Here is a 17051-nt window from a genome sequence, read left to right on the forward strand (position 1 = left end):
AAATTAATTTTCACCAGAACTTGGACTTGTATGGAAAGTAATCATAAATTAGAGCGCGGTTTAGGTCAGCGACAAATCGAAATGATCGCCATCGGCGGCTGTATTGGCACCGGCTTATTCATGGGCTCTGGAAAGACTATATCGATTGCTGGCCCCAGCATCATATTGATTTATGCCGTCATTGGCTGCATCTTATATTTTGTGATGCGAGCCATGGGAGAGTTGCTCCTATCGAATCTCAATTACAAATCCTTTGTTGATTTTTCAGAAGACTTACTGGGGCCGTCAGCAGGATTTTTTATGGGCTGGACGTATTGGTTTGCCTGGATCGTAGCTGCGATTGCTGAGATTATTGCGATTACTGGCTATATTGCTTTCTGGTGGCCTAACTTACCTCCTTGGATATCCGCTCTTTCCATTGTGCTTTTATTGCTCACTCTGAATATTCTTAGTGTTAAAGCATTTGGGGAGCTAGAGTTTTGGTTAGCCATTATCAAAGTGATCGCCATTATTAGTCTGATTGCTCTCGGGATTTACTTATGTATTACAGGTTTTGTTTCTCCGAGTGGAGTTACTGCCCATATCAGCAACTTGTGGTCCTACGGAGGACTGTTTCCTAATGGGGTCTCGGGCTTGCTGGGAGGTCTACAGACTGCCATATTCGCATTTGCTGGCATGGAAATCATTGGCACCATGATGGCAGAAACAAAGGATCCAGAGCGAATGCTACCGGATGCGATTCATAAAATACCTTTCCGCATCATGATTTTCTATATTGGCACGGTCATGGTATTAATGATGGTAACTCCTTGGGTGGATATCTCTCCTGACGAAAGTCCTTTTGTGGGAATGTTTTCGCTTGTGGGTATGGTGAGTGCTGCATCCTTGATTAACGGAGTGGTGATTAGTTCAGCAACGTCTTCGAGTAATAGCGGCATATACGCTACATCACGCATGGTGTATGGCCTAGCAAAGAATCATCATGCACCATCCATCTTTGGAAAGTTATCCTCCCACAAGATTCCAACTGGAGGCATCTTTTTTGGAACAGGGCTTGTGCTTTCGGCATCCCTCATACTGACAACAACACAATCCATGATGAGCGCATTTGAATTAGTTGGCAGCGTAACAGCGATTCTCTTTATTTATATCTGGTCAATGATTTTGCTTTCTTATCTTGCGTATCGCAAGCGTTTACCCCAGGTTCATGATGAGTCGAAGTTTAAGACTCCTCTGGGTAAAACGATGATTTATGTAGCATTTGTATTTTTTGCTATCGTGATCTACGCTCTAGGCCTAAATGAGAACACACGCATTGCGCTGTACTTCTTGCCATTATGGTTTGTGGTGCTTGGATTCTTCTACTGGTTCAAGACTCGAAGAAGCCTGAATCAAAAAGCGTTGATCGCAGCCTTTAAGAAAAAAGTCATTGAGCAAAATGCTGCTGCAGACATATATAGGGCTCGATAGGAATATATGCAAACAGTGAATTCTCTAGTAGAAGATCTCAGTCTTCTCCCGCATCCTGAGGGTGGCTTTTATCGAGAAATGTATCGTTCGCCAACTATGGTTAGTGCTGAAGGCGCAGGACTAAAGAGTGCCTACACCAGTATTTATTATCTGCTATCAGGCGGCGACTTCTCATCATGGCATCGGATTAAATCAGATGAGACTTGGTACTTTCATAGTGGTTGCGATGTCAGTATCTATTTCTTTGATAAGAATAAAGAGCTGCAAACCATTCAATTGGGACTGGATTCGAAATGCTTGCAAGCCACTATTTCAGCCAATACTTGGTTTGCTGCCAAACCCATACATCAAAACTCGTTTTGTTTAGTGAGTTGTGCTGTAGCACCCGGATTTGAGTTTGCGGATTTTGAAATTGGTCAGCGGGAGATCTTGTTAAGAGAGCTTGGCCACTCTGCAGATAACATCAAGGCTATTGAGACCCTTACGAGGGCTTGATCAATGTTTTGACCGACCCCAACACTTAGATTTCGAGGTTATCAATCAGTCGAGTTTTGCCCAGCTTAGCTGCCGTCAGAATGACGAGTGGCTCGCCAGCTTGTAATTGCTCGTTGCTTGCAGGGGCTAAATCGCTTTGTTGGCGAATGGCAATGTAATCAGGCTGCCAGCCACGTTTCGCTAAAGAAGCAACTGCAGCTTTTTCAATCTCGGAGATAGATTGACTATTGCGATCCTTCAGTTGGATGACGCGCTCCCGGACTTCTCTGAGCACCTTCATTAACTCTGGTGCTTCAGCGCGCTCTTCAACTGAGAGGTAGCCGTTGCGTGATGAGAGGGCAAGCCCATCATCTGCACGAATCGTTTCACCAGGAATAATTTCTACTGGCAAGGCAAACTGCTTAGCCATCTGACGAATAATCATCAGCTGTTGGTAATCCTTTTTGCCAAACACGGCAACCTTGGGTTGTACACAAGAAAAGAGCTTCAATACAACGGTGCAAACCCCTTTAAAGAATCCTGGGCGGAACTCACCTTCAAGGATGTCCCCTAATTGCTGTGGTGGATCGACTCGGTACTCTTGCGGTTGTGGATAGAGATCTCGCTCAGTAGGTGCAAACAAGATGTACACACCTTCTTTTTCCAGTTTATCGATATCTGCCTGCATAGTGCGGGGGTAGCTATCAAAATCTTCGTTAGGACCAAACTGCAAACGGTTCACAAAGATGCTAGCGACTACAGGATCACCATGCTGTCTTGCTAGACGCATCAATGAGAGGTGGCCCTCATGAAGGTTGCCCATAGTCGGTACAAATGAAGCGCGGTTTTGACCTCTTAAATGGTCACGTAATTCTTGTATGTCGCTAATGATTTTCATGCAACAGGGGTATAGGCGAGGCGCACATAAATCGGGGCATAAGGCTCAGCTTGAGTAATTTCTACTAAGGCTTCACGTGAGAGTTCAAGCATCGCAATGAAGTTCACGATAACAACCGGTATGCCTTTGCCAGAATTAATGGCTTCTTCAAATAGCTCGCTGAACTCTACAAATTTGGTGCTTTGCAGGCGACGCAAGATACGCGTCATGAAGTCGCGCACTGATAATTCTTCACGCGTAATGGTGTGATGCTGAGTGAGTTTGGCGCGGTGTAAAACATCACGCCAGGCCATTTGTAAATCTTCAACATTGACGTCTGGCCAAGCAATGGCAACGGTAGTGTCAACATAGCCATGAGCCACCTGAAAGTCACGACCTTGCTGTGGAATCTGATCAAGCTCTTGCGCTGCTAACTTCATACGCTCGTACTCTAGGAGGCGACGTACTAATTCTGCGCGAGGATCTTCTACTTCTTCTTCGCTGTCTGCCTTCTTCATTGGCAGGAGCATGCGAGATTTAATCTCAATCAACATGGCAGCCATGAGTAGATACTCGGCAGCCAGTTCAAGATTGTGATGACGGATTTGATCAACATAGCTCAGGTACTGTTGAGTAACCTGCGCCATTGGAATATCGAGAACATTGAAGTTCTGTTTGCGAATCAAGTACAGCAATAGATCTAATGGACCTTCAAATGCCTCTAGAAAAACTTCCAGTGCATCTGGTGGAATGTAAAGATCAGTAGGGAGCTTAAAAAGTGGTTCGCCATACAGTTTGGCGAAAGCAGACGACATGCCATCGGTAACCGATGGAGTGCTATCGAGTAAATCCGATATTGGCTGAGCGCTAGGCTCATTGCCTTGATTAGTCATTCGAGTACACGTAGGCGCGTTGCTTGAGTTTCGCCTCTTTGGCGCGACGCTGATCTTCAACGCTTAATGGCTCTTTGTCCCAAAGGAGGGCGCGACCAGCCTGCTGTTCAGCTTCGAGGTTTGGATGCTCAGTTTTGAGTTCAGTTAAGAACTGGGTGATTTCAGATTGATATCTTGCCATGGCATTTCCTAAAATACTCAATAAATTCAATAACTTATGAAATTAATTCGAAAAGTTATCTAGGGACTACAACCGCCATTATAGGTGCTTTTTAGGGCTATTTTTACAAGTTTGCAGCCAGCAAAGCCTCAATTTGAGGGGCTTCGACCCGGGTCATGAGGTGTTTATAGGGCTTGATAGGGTTCTTGCTGGAGAGCGGTGTATTGATATCTTCCCAGGAGAGGGGTGGCAAGGAGAAGAATTCTTCAACGCCAGCTGCAACTTGAGGAATCACTGGCTTGAGGTACAGACTCATCATCCGGAATGCTTCCAGCGTAATGCTGCAAACCCGCTGCAAATCCGCTTCACGTTCTGGATCTTTAGCGATTTCCCATGGCTTGTTCTCATCGACAAAGCCGTTAACTTTGTCAGCCAACTCCATCACGGTACGCAATGCTTTTGCATATTCGCGTCCCTCATAGAGTTCAGCTATTTTTTCGCTAGCAGCAGCAATTTCTTTGAGCAATGGATTACTCATTGCTTCATCAGAAACTACGCCACCAAATCGCTTCACTAAGAAGCCTGCGCTACGACTCGCAATATTGATGTACTTACCGAGTAAGTCGCTATTCACGCGCGCAACAAAGTCTTGAAGATTTAAATCTAAATCTTCCATGCTGTCATTAAGCTTAGTCGCAAAGTAATAGCGGAACCACTCAGGATTAAAGCCACACTCAATCACGCTGTTTGCAGAAATTAAAGTGCCGCGTGACTTACTCATCTTCTCGCCATCTACGGTTAAGAAGCCATGAGCAAATACGTTAGTTGGTGTGCGATAGCCAGCAAACTTCAAAGTAGCAGGCCAAAACAAAGTATGGAAATACAGAATATCTTTACCGATGAAATGGTATTGCTCGGTAGTGGTATCTGGCTTGACCCATTCATCAAAATTAAGGCCTTTAGCTTGGCAATAGTTGAGGAAGCTAGCGTAGTAGCCAATTGGGGCATCAAGCCACACATAGAAGTACTTGCCTGGCGCATCAGGGATCTCAAACCCGAAATACGGGGCGTCGCGGGAGATATCCCAGTCGCCCAACTTGCTGTCACCGGGCTGACCAACCCATTCTTTCATCTTATTGCGAGCTTCAGGCTGCAATGGTGTTTTGACTTGCGTCCAGTCGCGTAAGAACTCTTCGCAACGTGGATCAGACAACTTAAAGAAATAGTGATCCGAAATCTTTTTAATAGGGGTTGCACCACTCACTACTGAAAAAGGATTCTTCAGGTCTGTAGGTGAATACGTTGCACCACACTTTTCGCAGTTATCACCATACTGATCTTTAGCGCCGCACTTAGGGCACTCGCCTTTGATGAAGCGATCCGGTAAGAACATTTCTTTAACAGGATCGTAAGCTTGCTCAATCGCACGCTTCTCAATCAAGCCAGCATCACGCAGCTTGAGATAAATACTTTGCGCTAACTTCTCATTCTCGGGGCTATCTGTGGTGTAGTAGTTATCAAACGAGATGAGGAAGTTATCAAAGTCGCGCTTATGTTCTTTCCAAACATTAGCAATGAGTTCTTTAGGGGTAATGCCTTCTTTTTCAGCGCGCAACATGATAGGGGTGCCATGCGTGTCATCGGCGCCAACGTAATGCACCTCATGGCCACGCATCCGTTGAAAGCGCACCCAAATATCGGTCTGTACGTATTCCACCAAATGGCCGATATGGATCTGACCATTGGCATACGGCAGGGCGGAGGTAACAAGAAGGCGGCGTTGAGAACTGCTCATGTAATGCGGACTTAAATAAGAATGTAAGAAGGTTAAATAGGGTGCAGCACTCAATTATGCTGGCTAATGCAGTGATTTTAGTCTGCGGTTAAAGTAAAGCTCCGCAGAGCGTTCCTAAACCCCGATAAAATTGACTTCAGCCCGACCTTAGAGAGTATTTTATGGCAGCAAAACCAACCATTCAGATGTCTTCTGCCTCAGTGCCCTTGGTGCATGAGGTCGAGGTCATGGATGAGCTGGGTCGCCTTAAAACTACCCATATTCCTGGGGAGCGCCCTTTAACCATTTATTTGGATAAGCGAGAAGTAGTGACGCTCATGACCTTGGGGAGCGCCCCAGAAGCTTTGGTCTTGGGTTATTTGCGTAATCAGCGTCTTGTGGAGTCTCCGGACGATATCGAGAGTATCCAAGTGGACTGGGAGACGGATTCAGCTGCTGTTAAGACGCGCCGTAGTACGGTGGATATTGATGCCCTAACCAGCAAACGGGTAGTAACGACTGGTTGCGGTCAGGGAACGATGTTTGGTGGGTTGATTGAGGAGATGGATGCAATTCAGCTTCCCGAGGGGCCGCTACTCTCTCAAGAGGCAATAGTTGCCTTGATTGACTCCATTCGAATCCACGACACCATCTACAAGAAGTCTGGCTCGGTCCATGCCTGTGCGGTCTTTGAGCGAGATGGTCAGGATGGGGTGCGACTGCTGCACTTTATTGAAGATGTTGGCCGCCATAATGCAGTAGATTCCATTTCTGGCTTGATGTGGCTAGTCAATAAACCAGGCAAGAATTTGATTTTCTTTACTACTGGGCGCCTGACCTCAGAGATGGTGATCAAGGGGGCTCAGATGGGTATTCCTTTCCTTCTGACCCGCTCGGGTGTGACCTTGATGGGTCTGGAGCTGGCGCGTAAAACCAATCTCACCATCCTCTCTCGCTGCTCTGGCAAACACTTTGAGATCTATAACGCCCCTGAGAGGGTCGTTTTTAGCCAAAAACCCCAATAAATTCGTCGGCAGGTGAGGGCGAAGGTTTTACAATTCGGTCATGACTATTAAATCAGACCACTGGATCCGCCGCATGGGCGAGCAAGGCATGATCAGCCCATTTGAACCTGGGCAAGTTCGCCAAGACGCCGCCGGTAACAAAATTGTAAGTTATGGCACTTCAAGCTATGGCTATGACATTCGTTGCGCAGACGAATTCAAAATCTTTACGAATATCAATAGCACCATCGTTGATCCGAAGAATTTCGATGAACAATCCTTCGTTGACTTCAAGGGTGATGTTTGCATCATTCCACCAAACTCTTTTGCATTGGCAAGAACAGTTGAGTACTTCAAGATTCCACGCAGTGTATTAACTGTCTGCGTTGGTAAGAGTACGTATGCTCGCTGCGGCATTATTGTGAACGTCACGCCATTTGAGCCTGAGTGGGAAGGTTATGTCACTTTAGAGTTTTCGAATACCACACCATTGCCTGCAAAGATTTATGCGGGTGAAGGTTGTGCGCAAGTACTCTTCTTTGAGAGTGATGAAGTGTGTGGAACATCTTATAAAGATCGCGGTGGTAAGTATCAAGGTCAGCGGGGCGTTACCCTGCCTAAGACCTAAGCCATAACGGCAGTGCGTAAATTTCTATTTAATCGCCGTCCATCGCGGATTAATCTAGAAGAATATCGCGCCACACTCTCGCGCTCAGAAATGGCGCGTCCAGAGAATAATTTCTACCATTGGCTGCTAGGTACCACCTGGACTAGCTTTATGTTGCTAGTTGTTTTTGTATATCTTGGTACAAACCTTATATTTGCTTTTGCTTATATCGCATGTGGAGACGGGGCCATTACCAATGCCCGGCCAGGATCTTTATTGGATGTCTTTTTCTTTAGTGTGCAAACGATGGCAACCATCGGATATGGCCGAATGACTCCGGTTGGTAGTTGGCCGAATGCGATTGTGACGTTTGAGGCGTTCTTTGGAATTGTTTACTCCGCGCTGACTACAGGTTTAGCTTTTGCGCGTTTTACTAGGCCTACCGCAGGCATACGTTTCTCTAAAGTAGCTGTGGTTGGTAATCATGACGGTATCAAGACGTTGAAGTTCCGCGTAGCCAATGATCGCAGCTCCCATATTGTGGAGGCGCAGTTACGCTTATGGCTCATTGCAGAAAGCATGACAAGCGAGGGGGAGCGTTATCGTCGATCCGTTGAATTGCAGCTCCATCGCTCCGAGAGCCCGGTTTTTTCCTTGACCTGGACGGCGATGCATAGCGTGGATGAGGCAAGTCCACTAAAAGATTTCTTGGGTAAAGCCGAATTGAACGGCCATTGGCACCTTTTGATTACCTTTACGGGATATCACGAGAGCCTGGCCAATCAAGTCTATGCTCGCCATGTTTACTTACCAAGAGATGTGCAGCAAAATGCGACTTTTGTCGATATAGTCACGGTTTCGCCAGATGGCAGTCGGATAATAGATCTAGCCAACTTTGAGAAGTGGGTTCCGAATGTCTCGGATAAATTAGTAGGGGAGTTTTTATGAAATTTCGTTTTCCAATCATCATTATTGATGAAGACTTCCGCTCCGAAAATATTTCGGGTTCGGGAATTCGTGACCTCGCCGAGGCGATTGAGAATGAAGGCATGGAGGTTATTGGTTTAACCAGCTATGGTGACCTGACTTCGTTCGCTCAGCAAGCTTCTCGTGCATCCTCATTCATCGTCTCAATTGATGATGAAGAGTTTGATTCCGACTCTGAAGATAATGATCTTCCAGCCTTAAATAATTTGCGTGCTTTTATTACTGAAGTACGTAAACGTAATGAAGATATTCCTATCTTCTTGTATGGCGAGACACGTACCTCACGTCATATGCCTAATGACATCTTGCGCGAGTTGCACGGTTTCATTCATATGAATGAAGACACTCCAGAATTCGTGGCACGTCATATTATTCGTGAAGCCAAAGTGTATTTAGATTCATTAGCGCCGCCATTCTTCCGCGCGTTAACTAACTACGCTTCTGAAGGCTCATATTCTTGGCATTGCCCAGGTCACTCCGGCGGCGTTGCTTTCTTAAAAAGTCCAGTAGGAAGAATGTTCCATCAATTCTTTGGTGAAAACATGTTGCGCGCTGACGTTTGTAACGCCGTGGAGGAGTTGGGTCAGCTCCTAGACCATACAGGTCCAGTGCTGCAGAGTGAACGCAATGCAGCGCGCATCTTTAATGCAGACCATTTGTTCTTCGTTACCAATGGCACATCGACTTCAAACAAGATTGTTTGGCACTCTACGGTTGCTCCTGGCGACGTGGTTTTGGTGGACCGCAATTGCCATAAATCTGTGATTCATTCCATCACCATGATGGGCGCAATCCCCATCTTCCTGATGCCTACGCGTAATCACTTGGGCATTATTGGACCCATTCCTAAAGAAGAGTTCGAATGGAAAAACATTAAGAAGAAAATTGATGCTAATCCGTTCATCAAAGATAAGAATGTTGTACCTCGTGTAATGACGCTGACGCAAAGCACTTACGATGGCATCGTTTACAACGTTGAAATGATTAAAGAGATGTTAGACGGTAAGGTGGACTCTTTGCATTTTGATGAAGCTTGGTTGCCGCATGCGGCTTTCCATCCTTTCTATAAAGACATGCATGCGATTGGTTCAGATCGTAAGCGCACTAAGAAGAGTTTGATGTTTGCAACGCAGTCTACCCATAAGTTGCTGGCTGGTTTATCCCAGGCATCACAGGTGTTGGTTCAAGATGCAGAAGATACCAAGCTAGATCGAGATTGCTTCAATGAAGCCTATTTGATGCATACCTCTACTAGTCCTCAGTACGCCATTATTGCTTCATGTGATGTTTCTGCAGCCATGATGGAGTCTCCTGGCGGCACAACTCTAGTTGAAGAATCGATTGCTGAAGCAATGGACTTCCGCCGCGCTATGCGCGAGGTGGATGATAAGTTTGGGGCTGACTGGTGGTTCAAGGTTTGGGGCCCAGATCATCTGGCCGAAGAGGGTATTGGCGAGCGTTCAGATTGGGTATTGGAGCCCTCTGCTGCTTGGCATGACTTTGGTAAGCTGGCTAAAGATTTCAATATGCTCGATCCTATTAAGGCAACAGTGGTTACGCCTGGTTTGGATATTGAGGGCAACTTTGGTTCTATGGGTATTCCTGCAAGTATCGTTACTAAGTACCTTGCTGAGCATGGCGTGATCGTTGAGAAGTGCGGTCTCTACTCATTCTTCATCATGTTCACGATCGGTATTACCAAAGGTCGTTGGAACACACTTGTAACCGAGCTACAGCAGTTCAAAGATCACTTTGATAAAAATGCTCCGCTCTGGAAAGTATTACCTGAGTTTGTCGCCAAACATCCACGATATGAGCGCGTTGGCTTAAAAGATATTTGTCAGCAAATTCATGAGTTCTATAAGAGCCGAAATGTAGCGCGCATGACTACTGAGATGTACACCTCAGATATGGTTCCAGCCATGATGCCTTCAGAGGCATGGGCGAAGATGGCACACAAAGAAGTGGATCGTGTGCCGCTTGATCAATTGGAGGGGCGCGTAACGGCCATGTTGGTTACTCCGTATCCCCCAGGCATTCCATTGTTGATTCCGGGTGAGCGCTTTAACAAACGCATCATTGACTACCTCTACTTCGCTAGAGACTTCAATGAGAAGTTCCCTGGATTCGAGACGGATATTCATGGGCTCGTAAAAGCCAGCATCGATGGCAAGAGCGAGTACTACGTTGACTGTGTAAGGCAAGAGCGCGACATAACGCTTTGATCCACCTCACTTTTTGCGCCCTAAAGCCCCGCTAAAGCGGGGTTTTTTACTTGCGCTGTATTTGGTTAGTCTTTATACTTGTACGATATATTGAACAAGTCAAAGGTTGCCATGAGAGTCATCAATTTTTCCGATGCTAGAAATCAATTTAAACAAGTCATTGATCAGGTAGTGGCTGATTGTGATGTTGCTGTGATCTCACGCAGAGATGCGGAGGATGCTGTAGTCATGTCTTTGAATACCTATAACAGCATGATGGAAACATTCCATTTATTAAAATCTCCGGCTAACGTAAAGCATTTGGAGAAATCATTGGCGCAATATCGCAAAGGACAGACCAAAGCAAAGGCTTTGGTGGATGCTCAGTAGGTTGGTGTGGACAAATGCAGCATGGGCTGACTACGTTTATTGGCAGGGGCAAGATAAGAAAACCTTAAAGCGTATTCACTCTTTAATCAAAGACTCCTTGAGAAATCCCAAAGAGGGGATCGGAAAGCCGGAAGAGCTTAGGGAGAGTCTGTCAGGTTTTTGGTCTAGAAGAATTGATGATGTTCACCGCCTGGTGTATGCCATTGAAAAAGATCAGCTAGTGATTATTGCCTGCCGCTACCACTACGAGTAATGCATGACTCTGTAATAAATATGGCCCCTAGGGGCCATATTTATTAACGCTAGAGCAGTTTCTATTTCAGCAATACCGATGGTGAAGCCGGAATACTTCCTGGAATTTTTTGTAATGACATAAATTGGGCTAGCAGCTTAATTGCGAGAGGTGAGTAACCATTGTCTTGGCTTGGGATGCTATAGATGCTGTCATCCAAGGCTTCAATAGCTGCGAAGGGTCTCGGAGTTGGCTTATTCTTATCGACTATAAATAAAGCAAATTCGTTTTTAGAGCCTTTATTGTCCCGAAATGTAGTCGCAGTTGGCGGGAGTGTAACAAGATAGGGTGGTGTATTTAATTGTGCTCTTACCACTTCCCCTAAATATTCAAAAATATTGTTTGTAGAGCGAATACGAATAGCGATCTTCGGTTGCAGTTTCTTGGCTGCACTTGGCTGCTTAGTTTGCTCGGCAAGAGTTTCCTCGCAGAATATTTCTGGGCCATATTCCTGCCGTATAAAGTTTTCATACTTATTGGTTTTAATGCAAAGCTTGTATTGCATTGAAACTTGAATGGGCTGAAATAGCAGCTCTGATGAGCCATTTACTTTTTGTAAGGTTATCCCGGCTTCTTTCATTACCTGGAAAGCGTTGTCACCAAACCTAGACTTAATATTGTTGGCGCTCACTGGCGGACCTATTTTTTGAGATGTATCTACGAGATAGGCACCCAAACCATAGTTAATTAATTTATATAGATGTTTTTGAAACTCAGGATGCTCTGGTCTCAACGGATTATTGATGAGCGTGTGAGTATCGCCATTTGGCTTGGTTATCACGATCTCATCTACTACTAAGCTTAGTAGTACTTCTTTGGGAATGTGATTGTGTTCAAAATATCTCACGTTTTCAATTGGCAGTTCACTTAAGTAGCCTTTCCAGAAAACGGCATTATCTAGAGAGGATTGTGTGAAGTTGAAATTATTGCCAACAGTTAGTGATACACCTGGCGTGAGCGTTGCCAAACCTCCGCTGATGGGTAGGTAGCTAGCGTTTGCCGGAAAAGCCCCGCCAGCAAATAAGGCGCCAAGGGAGGGTGTTGTAGTGATTGAGCCTGAACCATTAATGGTGGGCATATCTAAGAAGCTAACAGGACGATTTTCAGATGAGCGCAAAATATTCTGAAAAATCATATTGATCTGATATTGCTCCAGTGTGTTGGCATACTTTGAGGACATCGCGCTGAAGTCAGGGGCTGTTGCTGATCCGCAACCACTTAGCACGAAGGGAAATATCCACAATGGAAGTGTCTTGCGAATTAAGGAGTAAAATTTCATTTTGTTAACCATTTTGAATTCTCACTAGCGTAATGGATTTTTAAGACAAAGACCCACTCTTGGCACGAATTTGGGGAAAACCCCTCCTTTAATTGAAGGGTGTATTACTTGATTGGCTTATCCAGTTGAAATGTCACAGGAGCATCCTCATCTGTCTTCGTTGAAGGCGCTTCTGGCTTACCCTCTTCGCCCCCTGTGAAATTAAAGTCCTTACTTTCAGCCACAGGGGCAGGCTTATCTAAGAGTGCTGTTACCAGCGCGGGGAAGGCCATCACCAGCACAACCATCACCAACTGTAGGCCCACCCAGGGGAGGGCGCCCCAGTAGATATCACTACTCTTCACCTCTTTGGGCGAAACCCCTCTAAGGTAGAAGAGGGCAAAGCCAAAAGGTGGGTGCATAAAAGAGGTTTGCATGTTTACACAGAGCATGACTCCAAACCAAACTAAGGCGGCACTAGCTGCTGCTTGAGGGTTGCCATTCATAGAGTCGAGCAATACCGGTGAAAGTAATTTAACGGCCACTGGTGCCAACATCGGCACAACAATGAAGGCGATTTCGAAGAAGTCTAAGAAGAAAGCCAAGAAGAAAACAAACAAATTCACAACGATCAGAAAGCCTATCCAACCACCAGGAAGATTAGAGAAAAGCTCTTCTACCCAGAAGCCACCATCTACTCCTTGAAACACAACAGAAAAGCAAGTAGATCCAATCAGAATAAAAACCACCATGGCAGTAATACGCATCGTGTTTTGATAGGCCTCTTGAATCAGTCCTTTGAGATTCGGAATGCTTGCTCTGCGAAGCCACGCTAAGAGTAGAGCTCCCATTGCGCCCATAGCACCAGATTCTGTAGGAGTGGCAATGCCAGTCATGATGGTACCCAGAACCAGGAAGATCAGGACCGCTGATGGGATGATCCCCATGAGACATTTTTTCCAAAGTGCCCAGCCTTTGAGCGTGAGATCGCTTTCAGGTACGGGCGGTAGATAGTCAGGGCGAACACGACTCAGGAAGAAGGTATATAGGGCAAAGAGGGCGATCTGCAAAAGCGATGGACCCCATGCACCGAGATACATACTGCCCACATCTGCACTGCCGCTTTGTGTTTTAAGTTGGTCTGCCAACACAATCAATACTAATGATGGGGGCACTAACTGTGTAATGGTCCCAGAGGCTGCTAAAACGCCCGTAGCGTAGCGCATGTTGTAGCCGTAACGCATCATCACCGGCAAGGAAATCATCGCCATAGCGATCACCTGAGCGGCGACAGTACCAGTGATAGCGCCCAAGATAAACCCAACGATGATGACGGAGTAACCAAGACCGCCACGTACGCGCCCAAATAGTTGGCCCATCGAGTCGAGCATTTCTTCTGCGAGGCCGCAGCGCTCTAAGATGGCGCCCATAAAAGTGAAGAAGGGAATGGCTAGCAGTAGATCATTGGCGAGCACGCTACCAAAGATGCGTTGCGGAATAGCTTGCAAAAATGGGAGGCCAAAGAAGCCTTCGCCAATCGCAATGGCTGAGAAAAATAATCCCGCAGCCATTAAAGAGAATGCAACCGGGAAGCCGATTAACATAAAGACAATCAGCCCACCAAACATCAAGGGTGGCATCCACTCTAATGGAATCATTGCATGGGCTTTTCGTAATGAAGGTCTTCGGTCGGGAGAGTTGTTTTACCCTGCAAAGCACCAATACGCTTAATGATTTCTGAAACACCTTGCAGGCTCAGCATAAAAAACCCAAAGGGCACTACAAACTTAATGGGGTAGCGCGCCAATCCACCAGAGTTTGAAGAGTGCTCCATCACTAACCATGATGGGTAAAAGAGTGTCGTCCAAGAGAGCCAGGCAAATAAGAGACAGGCTGGCATTAAAAAGAAGATTAAGCCAAAGAGATCAACCCACAAACGTCCTCGATCAGGGAGTTGGGAGTAGATTAAATCTACCCGTACATGCTCGTTGCGTTTGAGTGTGTAAGACGTACCGAGCATGACTGCAGCGGCAAAGAGATACCACTGCAGTTCTAGTGGCCAGTTGTTGCTGACATCCAATCCATAGCGGAGTAAGGCGTTGAGTGCGGATACGATACAAGACAGCAAAATCATGATGCTGGCTGCCTTGCCCAGAAGCTGGTTTACGTAGTCAATCCCCGCAGAGAGTTTGGACCAAAACCCCATGCACTTTAGAGGTCTGCGCGACCCCGTTTAATAGCGGCAAGAACCTGGTCTGGGGCGGTACCACCAGCATGTTGGCGTGATTGCACTGAGCCATCAACGGTGAGCAGTGCAAACACATCATCACTAATGAGTTCAGGGCGATTATCTAAGCCGCATGCAAAGCGCAACTCAGAAAGACTGAGGTCGGTGAGCATGCAGTTTCTGCCAACGCAGGCTTTAACAGCATGGGCGACTGCTTCATGGGCATCGCGGAATGCCAAGCCTTTTTTAACCAAATAGTCAGCCAAGTCGGTTGCTGTTGCAAAACCTTCTTCAGCCGCTTTCTTCATGACCTCGGCTTTTACTTCAATATGCGGAACCATGTCAGCAAAAATACGCAAGGTATCTTGTACGGTATCTACTGCATCAAACAGAGGCTCTTTATCTTCTTGATTATCTTTGTTGTATGCCAGTGGCTGACCCTTCATGAGAGTCAATAAAGAAATCAAATCACCATAAACGCGACCAGTCTTACCACGAGCTAATTCTGGAACATCCGGATTCTTCTTTTGCGGCATGATCGAACTGCCAGTGCAGAAGCGGTCTGGTAGATCGATGAAGCCAAAGCGGGGGCTCAGCCATAAGATCAACTCTTCAGACAGGCGCGATACGTGCATCATCAAAATCGATGAGAAGGCGCAGAACTCAATCGCAAAGTCACGATCAGATACGGCGTCTAATGAGTTATTGCAGATGCCATCAAACCCTAATGTCTTAGCCACTTGTTCACGATCGATCGGATAGGTGGTTCCGGCTAATGCCGCTGCACCTAAAGGCAGGCGATTGAAACGAGCACGCAAATCCACTAAGCGACTGGCATCACGACTAAACATTTCAAAGTAGGCCATCAAGTGATGACCAAAAGTAATCGGTTGCGCAACTTGTAAATGCGTGTGGCCAGGCATGATGGTGGCAGCATGCTTTTCAGCTAAATCCAATAGCGCAAGACGCAAAGACTTAAGGGTGACGGCAATGTCATCAACACTGCTACGCAACCATAGGCGCAAATCCGTTGCTACTTGGTCATTGCGTGAACGACCGGTATGCAAACGCTTGCCAGCATCGCCTACCAACGCTGTTAAGCGTGCTTCGATATTCAGGTGTACATCTTCGAGCGCCAACTGCCAATTAAATTGTCCGGACTCGATTTCGCTCTTAATTTGAGCCATACCCTTTTGAATATCGGCCAAATCTTGGCTACTAATGATTTTTTGGGTCGCCAGCATTTCAGCATGGGCTAGGGAGCCGGCAATATCGACCATGGCAAAGCGTTGATCAAAGCCAATAGAGGCGGTATAACGCTGAACGAGTTCGTCGACAGGTTCTGCAAAACGGGCCGACCAAGCTTGGGCTTTGTTGGCTAAGGAATTATTTGATGAGCTCATAAACACAGTATATTGGTGTAGGTCTTTGATTATTTTAAATGTTATGTCCCCAACCCTGAATTCTTCCCCATCTGACGCTCCAAAGCGCCTCGTAATTGCCTCCCGTGAAAGTCGCCTAGCCATGTGGCAGGCTGAGCATGTCCGGGATTGCCTGAAAAAGCTCTATCCAGGCTGCGATGTCCAGATTTTGGGCATGACCACCCTTGGGGACCAGATTTTGGACCGAGCCCTCTCTAAAGTGGGTGGTAAGGGCCTTTTTGTGAAAGAGCTCGAAACCGCATTAGAGGATGGCCGTGCCGATTTAGCGGTTCATTCCTTAAAAGATGTCCCAATGGTGATGCCCGAAGGATTCGACCTCTCTTGTGTAATGGCCAGAGAAGATGCACGCGATGCCTTTGTTTCCAATGACTATGCAGGCCTTGAGGATTTGCCGCACGGTGCGATTGTGGGTACCTCGAGCCTGAGGCGTGAATCGGTGTTGCGCGCAAAGTTTCCGCATTTGGTCATACAGCCATTACGCGGCAACTTAGATACCCGCATGAGCAAGTTAGATCGAGGTGAATATCAAGCCATTATTTTGGCTGCTGCTGGCTTAAAGCGTTTGGGTTTGGAGTCACGCATTCGCGCTTACTTGCCATACGATCCTTACACTCCTGCTGCAGGTCAGGGTGCCTTGGGCATCGAAACTTTAAGTAAGCACCCCAATATCAAACAGTGGCTTGCTCCACTCAATGATTTGCCAACTTTGTTTGCTGTTTCTGCTGAACGTATGGTGTCTCGCCAATTAGGCGGGTCATGTGAAGTGCCGCTGGCTGCGCACGCAGTATGGGATCAGAACCAAATGAACATTCGCTCTTTTGTAGCGAGTGTTGATGGCCAAGCAATTTGCTTGGCTAATGGTAGCGCTCAAGTGAAGTCAGTTGAAGATGCGGAGGCCTTGGGCCTTGCAGTGGCAAAGGACTTGCTGTCACAAGGCGCCGCAGATTTAATTCCAGCACTTCCCAAGTAATACAAAGCGCAATCTTCATCAG

At 46.4% G+C, this 17051-nt stretch carries 17 protein-coding genes; 9 read left to right on the top strand and 8 right to left on the bottom strand.

Annotated features, from left to right (window positions below):
• Window positions 1-30 precede the first annotated feature (30 nt).
• A complete protein-coding gene (locus VC159_RS03830; RefSeq protein WP_323472775.1) occupies window positions 31-1470 on the top strand; it encodes an amino acid permease in 1440 nt (479 codons plus the stop codon).
• Between the two features lie 6 nt (window positions 1471-1476).
• Window positions 1477-1965, top strand: a complete 489-nt coding sequence (locus tag VC159_RS03835; RefSeq protein WP_323472776.1) for a cupin domain-containing protein — start codon at window positions 1477-1479, stop codon at window positions 1963-1965.
• Between the two features lie 25 nt (window positions 1966-1990).
• Here VC159_RS03835 and panC read toward each other — a convergent pair whose 3' ends face one another.
• From panC to metG, 4 genes are all read right to left on the bottom strand, one after another.
• Window positions 1991-2842 carry a pantoate--beta-alanine ligase gene (gene panC / locus VC159_RS03840; protein WP_215357461.1) on the bottom strand — a complete coding sequence of 284 codons (852 nt, stop codon included), beginning with the start codon at window positions 2840-2842 and terminating at the stop codon, window positions 1991-1993.
• The gene (locus tag VC159_RS03845) at window positions 2839-3714 is read right to left on the bottom strand and encodes a segregation and condensation protein A (RefSeq protein WP_215357449.1); all 876 of its coding nucleotides are present in this window, start codon (window positions 3712-3714) and stop codon (window positions 2839-2841) included. Before VC159_RS03845 ends, panC begins: the two co-directional genes overlap by 4 nt.
• Window positions 3707-3895: a DUF3460 family protein gene (locus VC159_RS03850; RefSeq protein WP_215357447.1), complete on the bottom strand. Its 189-nt coding sequence runs from the start codon at window positions 3893-3895 to the stop codon at window positions 3707-3709. Before VC159_RS03850 ends, VC159_RS03845 begins: the two co-directional genes overlap by 8 nt.
• Before the next feature lie 103 nt (window positions 3896-3998).
• A complete protein-coding gene (metG, locus tag VC159_RS03855) occupies window positions 3999-5669 on the bottom strand; it encodes a methionine--tRNA ligase (RefSeq protein WP_323472777.1) in 1671 nt (556 codons plus the stop codon).
• 161 nt (window positions 5670-5830) lie between these two features.
• On the opposite strand from metG, the gene VC159_RS03860 reads away from it, so the two are divergent.
• The 6 genes from VC159_RS03860 to VC159_RS03885 all read left to right on the top strand — a co-directional run bounded on the left by VC159_RS03860 (window position 5831) and on the right by VC159_RS03885 (window position 11093).
• Window positions 5831-6673: a formate dehydrogenase accessory sulfurtransferase FdhD gene (locus VC159_RS03860; RefSeq protein ID WP_323472778.1), complete on the top strand. Its 843-nt coding sequence runs from the start codon at window positions 5831-5833 to the stop codon at window positions 6671-6673.
• A gap of 40 nt (window positions 6674-6713) precedes the next feature.
• Entirely contained in the window at window positions 6714-7280 is a 567-nt protein-coding gene (gene dcd / locus VC159_RS03865; protein ID WP_071464932.1) for a dCTP deaminase, read from the top strand.
• Between the two features lie 12 nt (window positions 7281-7292).
• Window positions 7293-8207, top strand: coding sequence for an ion channel (locus VC159_RS03870; protein WP_323472779.1), 915 nt, complete (start codon window positions 7293-7295; stop codon window positions 8205-8207).
• Window positions 8204-10471, top strand: a complete 2268-nt coding sequence (locus tag VC159_RS03875) for an arginine/lysine/ornithine decarboxylase (protein WP_323472780.1) — start codon at window positions 8204-8206, stop codon at window positions 10469-10471. Before VC159_RS03870 ends, VC159_RS03875 begins: the two co-directional genes overlap by 4 nt.
• A 111-nt stretch (window positions 10472-10582) precedes the next feature.
• The gene (locus VC159_RS03880) at window positions 10583-10840 is read left to right on the top strand and encodes a type II toxin-antitoxin system Phd/YefM family antitoxin (protein WP_216262299.1); all 258 of its coding nucleotides are present in this window, start codon (window positions 10583-10585) and stop codon (window positions 10838-10840) included.
• On the top strand, window positions 10830-11093 hold the full coding sequence (locus VC159_RS03885; RefSeq protein ID WP_323472781.1) for a Txe/YoeB family addiction module toxin: 264 nt from the start codon (window positions 10830-10832) through the stop codon (window positions 11091-11093). The genes VC159_RS03880 and VC159_RS03885 overlap by 11 nt, the downstream gene beginning before the upstream one ends.
• 61 nt (window positions 11094-11154) lie before the next feature.
• On the opposite strand, the gene VC159_RS03890 is transcribed toward VC159_RS03885, so the two are convergent.
• The 4 genes from VC159_RS03890 to argH form a co-directional block, all read right to left on the bottom strand.
• Complete coding sequence (locus VC159_RS03890) at window positions 11155-12411, bottom strand: hypothetical protein (RefSeq protein ID WP_323472782.1); 1257 nt, start codon at window positions 12409-12411, stop codon at window positions 11155-11157.
• Window positions 12412-12515: 104 nt separating this feature from the next.
• Window positions 12516-14048 (bottom strand): TRAP transporter large permease subunit, encoded by a 1533-nt coding sequence (locus tag VC159_RS03895; protein WP_323472783.1) that lies wholly within the window; start codon window positions 14046-14048, stop codon window positions 12516-12518.
• Entirely contained in the window at window positions 14045-14596 is a 552-nt protein-coding gene (locus VC159_RS03900) for a TRAP transporter small permease subunit (RefSeq protein WP_323472784.1), read from the bottom strand. Before VC159_RS03900 ends, VC159_RS03895 begins: the two co-directional genes overlap by 4 nt.
• 5 nt (window positions 14597-14601) lie before the next feature.
• Entirely contained in the window at window positions 14602-16020 is a 1419-nt protein-coding gene (argH, locus tag VC159_RS03905) for an argininosuccinate lyase (protein WP_323472785.1), read from the bottom strand.
• 43 nt (window positions 16021-16063) lie between these two features.
• Between argH and hemC the strand changes: the two genes are divergently transcribed.
• Window positions 16064-17029: a hydroxymethylbilane synthase gene (gene hemC / locus VC159_RS03910; protein WP_323472786.1), complete on the top strand. Its 966-nt coding sequence runs from the start codon at window positions 16064-16066 to the stop codon at window positions 17027-17029.
• Window positions 17030-17051 lie beyond the last annotated feature (22 nt).

The organism is Polynucleobacter sp. JS-JIR-II-c23 (assembly GCF_035011225.1).
Taxonomy (GTDB): domain Bacteria; phylum Pseudomonadota; class Gammaproteobacteria; order Burkholderiales; family Burkholderiaceae; genus Polynucleobacter.

Excerpts from the sequence above, each read along its gene's own strand:
- VC159_RS03830 (WP_323472775.1), top strand. The coding sequence starts at position 31 with ATGGAAAGTAATCATAAATTAGAGCGCGGTTTAGGTCAGCGACAAATC.
- VC159_RS03835 (WP_323472776.1), top strand. The coding sequence starts at position 1,477 with ATGCAAACAGTGAATTCTCTAGTAGAAGATCTCAGTCTTCTCCCGCAT.
- panC (WP_215357461.1), bottom strand. The coding sequence starts at position 2,842 with ATGAAAATCATTAGCGACATACAAGAATTACGTGACCATTTAAGAGGT.
- VC159_RS03845 (WP_215357449.1), bottom strand. The coding sequence starts at position 3,714 with ATGACTAATCAAGGCAATGAGCCTAGCGCTCAGCCAATATCGGATTTA.
- VC159_RS03850 (WP_215357447.1), bottom strand. The coding sequence starts at position 3,895 with ATGGCAAGATATCAATCTGAAATCACCCAGTTCTTAACTGAACTCAAA.
- metG (WP_323472777.1), bottom strand. The coding sequence starts at position 5,669 with ATGAGCAGTTCTCAACGCCGCCTTCTTGTTACCTCCGCCCTGCCGTAT.
- VC159_RS03860 (WP_323472778.1), top strand. The coding sequence starts at position 5,831 with ATGGCAGCAAAACCAACCATTCAGATGTCTTCTGCCTCAGTGCCCTTG.
- dcd (WP_071464932.1), top strand. The coding sequence starts at position 6,714 with ATGACTATTAAATCAGACCACTGGATCCGCCGCATGGGCGAGCAAGGC.
- VC159_RS03875 (WP_323472780.1), top strand. The coding sequence starts at position 8,204 with ATGAAATTTCGTTTTCCAATCATCATTATTGATGAAGACTTCCGCTCC.
- VC159_RS03880 (WP_216262299.1), top strand. The coding sequence starts at position 10,583 with ATGAGAGTCATCAATTTTTCCGATGCTAGAAATCAATTTAAACAAGTC.
- VC159_RS03885 (WP_323472781.1), top strand. The coding sequence starts at position 10,830 with ATGCTCAGTAGGTTGGTGTGGACAAATGCAGCATGGGCTGACTACGTT.
- VC159_RS03890 (WP_323472782.1), bottom strand. The coding sequence starts at position 12,411 with ATGAAATTTTACTCCTTAATTCGCAAGACACTTCCATTGTGGATATTT.
- VC159_RS03895 (WP_323472783.1), bottom strand. The coding sequence starts at position 14,048 with ATGATTCCATTAGAGTGGATGCCACCCTTGATGTTTGGTGGGCTGATT.
- VC159_RS03900 (WP_323472784.1), bottom strand. The coding sequence starts at position 14,596 with ATGGGGTTTTGGTCCAAACTCTCTGCGGGGATTGACTACGTAAACCAG.
- argH (WP_323472785.1), bottom strand. The coding sequence starts at position 16,020 with ATGAGCTCATCAAATAATTCCTTAGCCAACAAAGCCCAAGCTTGGTCG.
- hemC (WP_323472786.1), top strand. The coding sequence starts at position 16,064 with ATGTCCCCAACCCTGAATTCTTCCCCATCTGACGCTCCAAAGCGCCTC.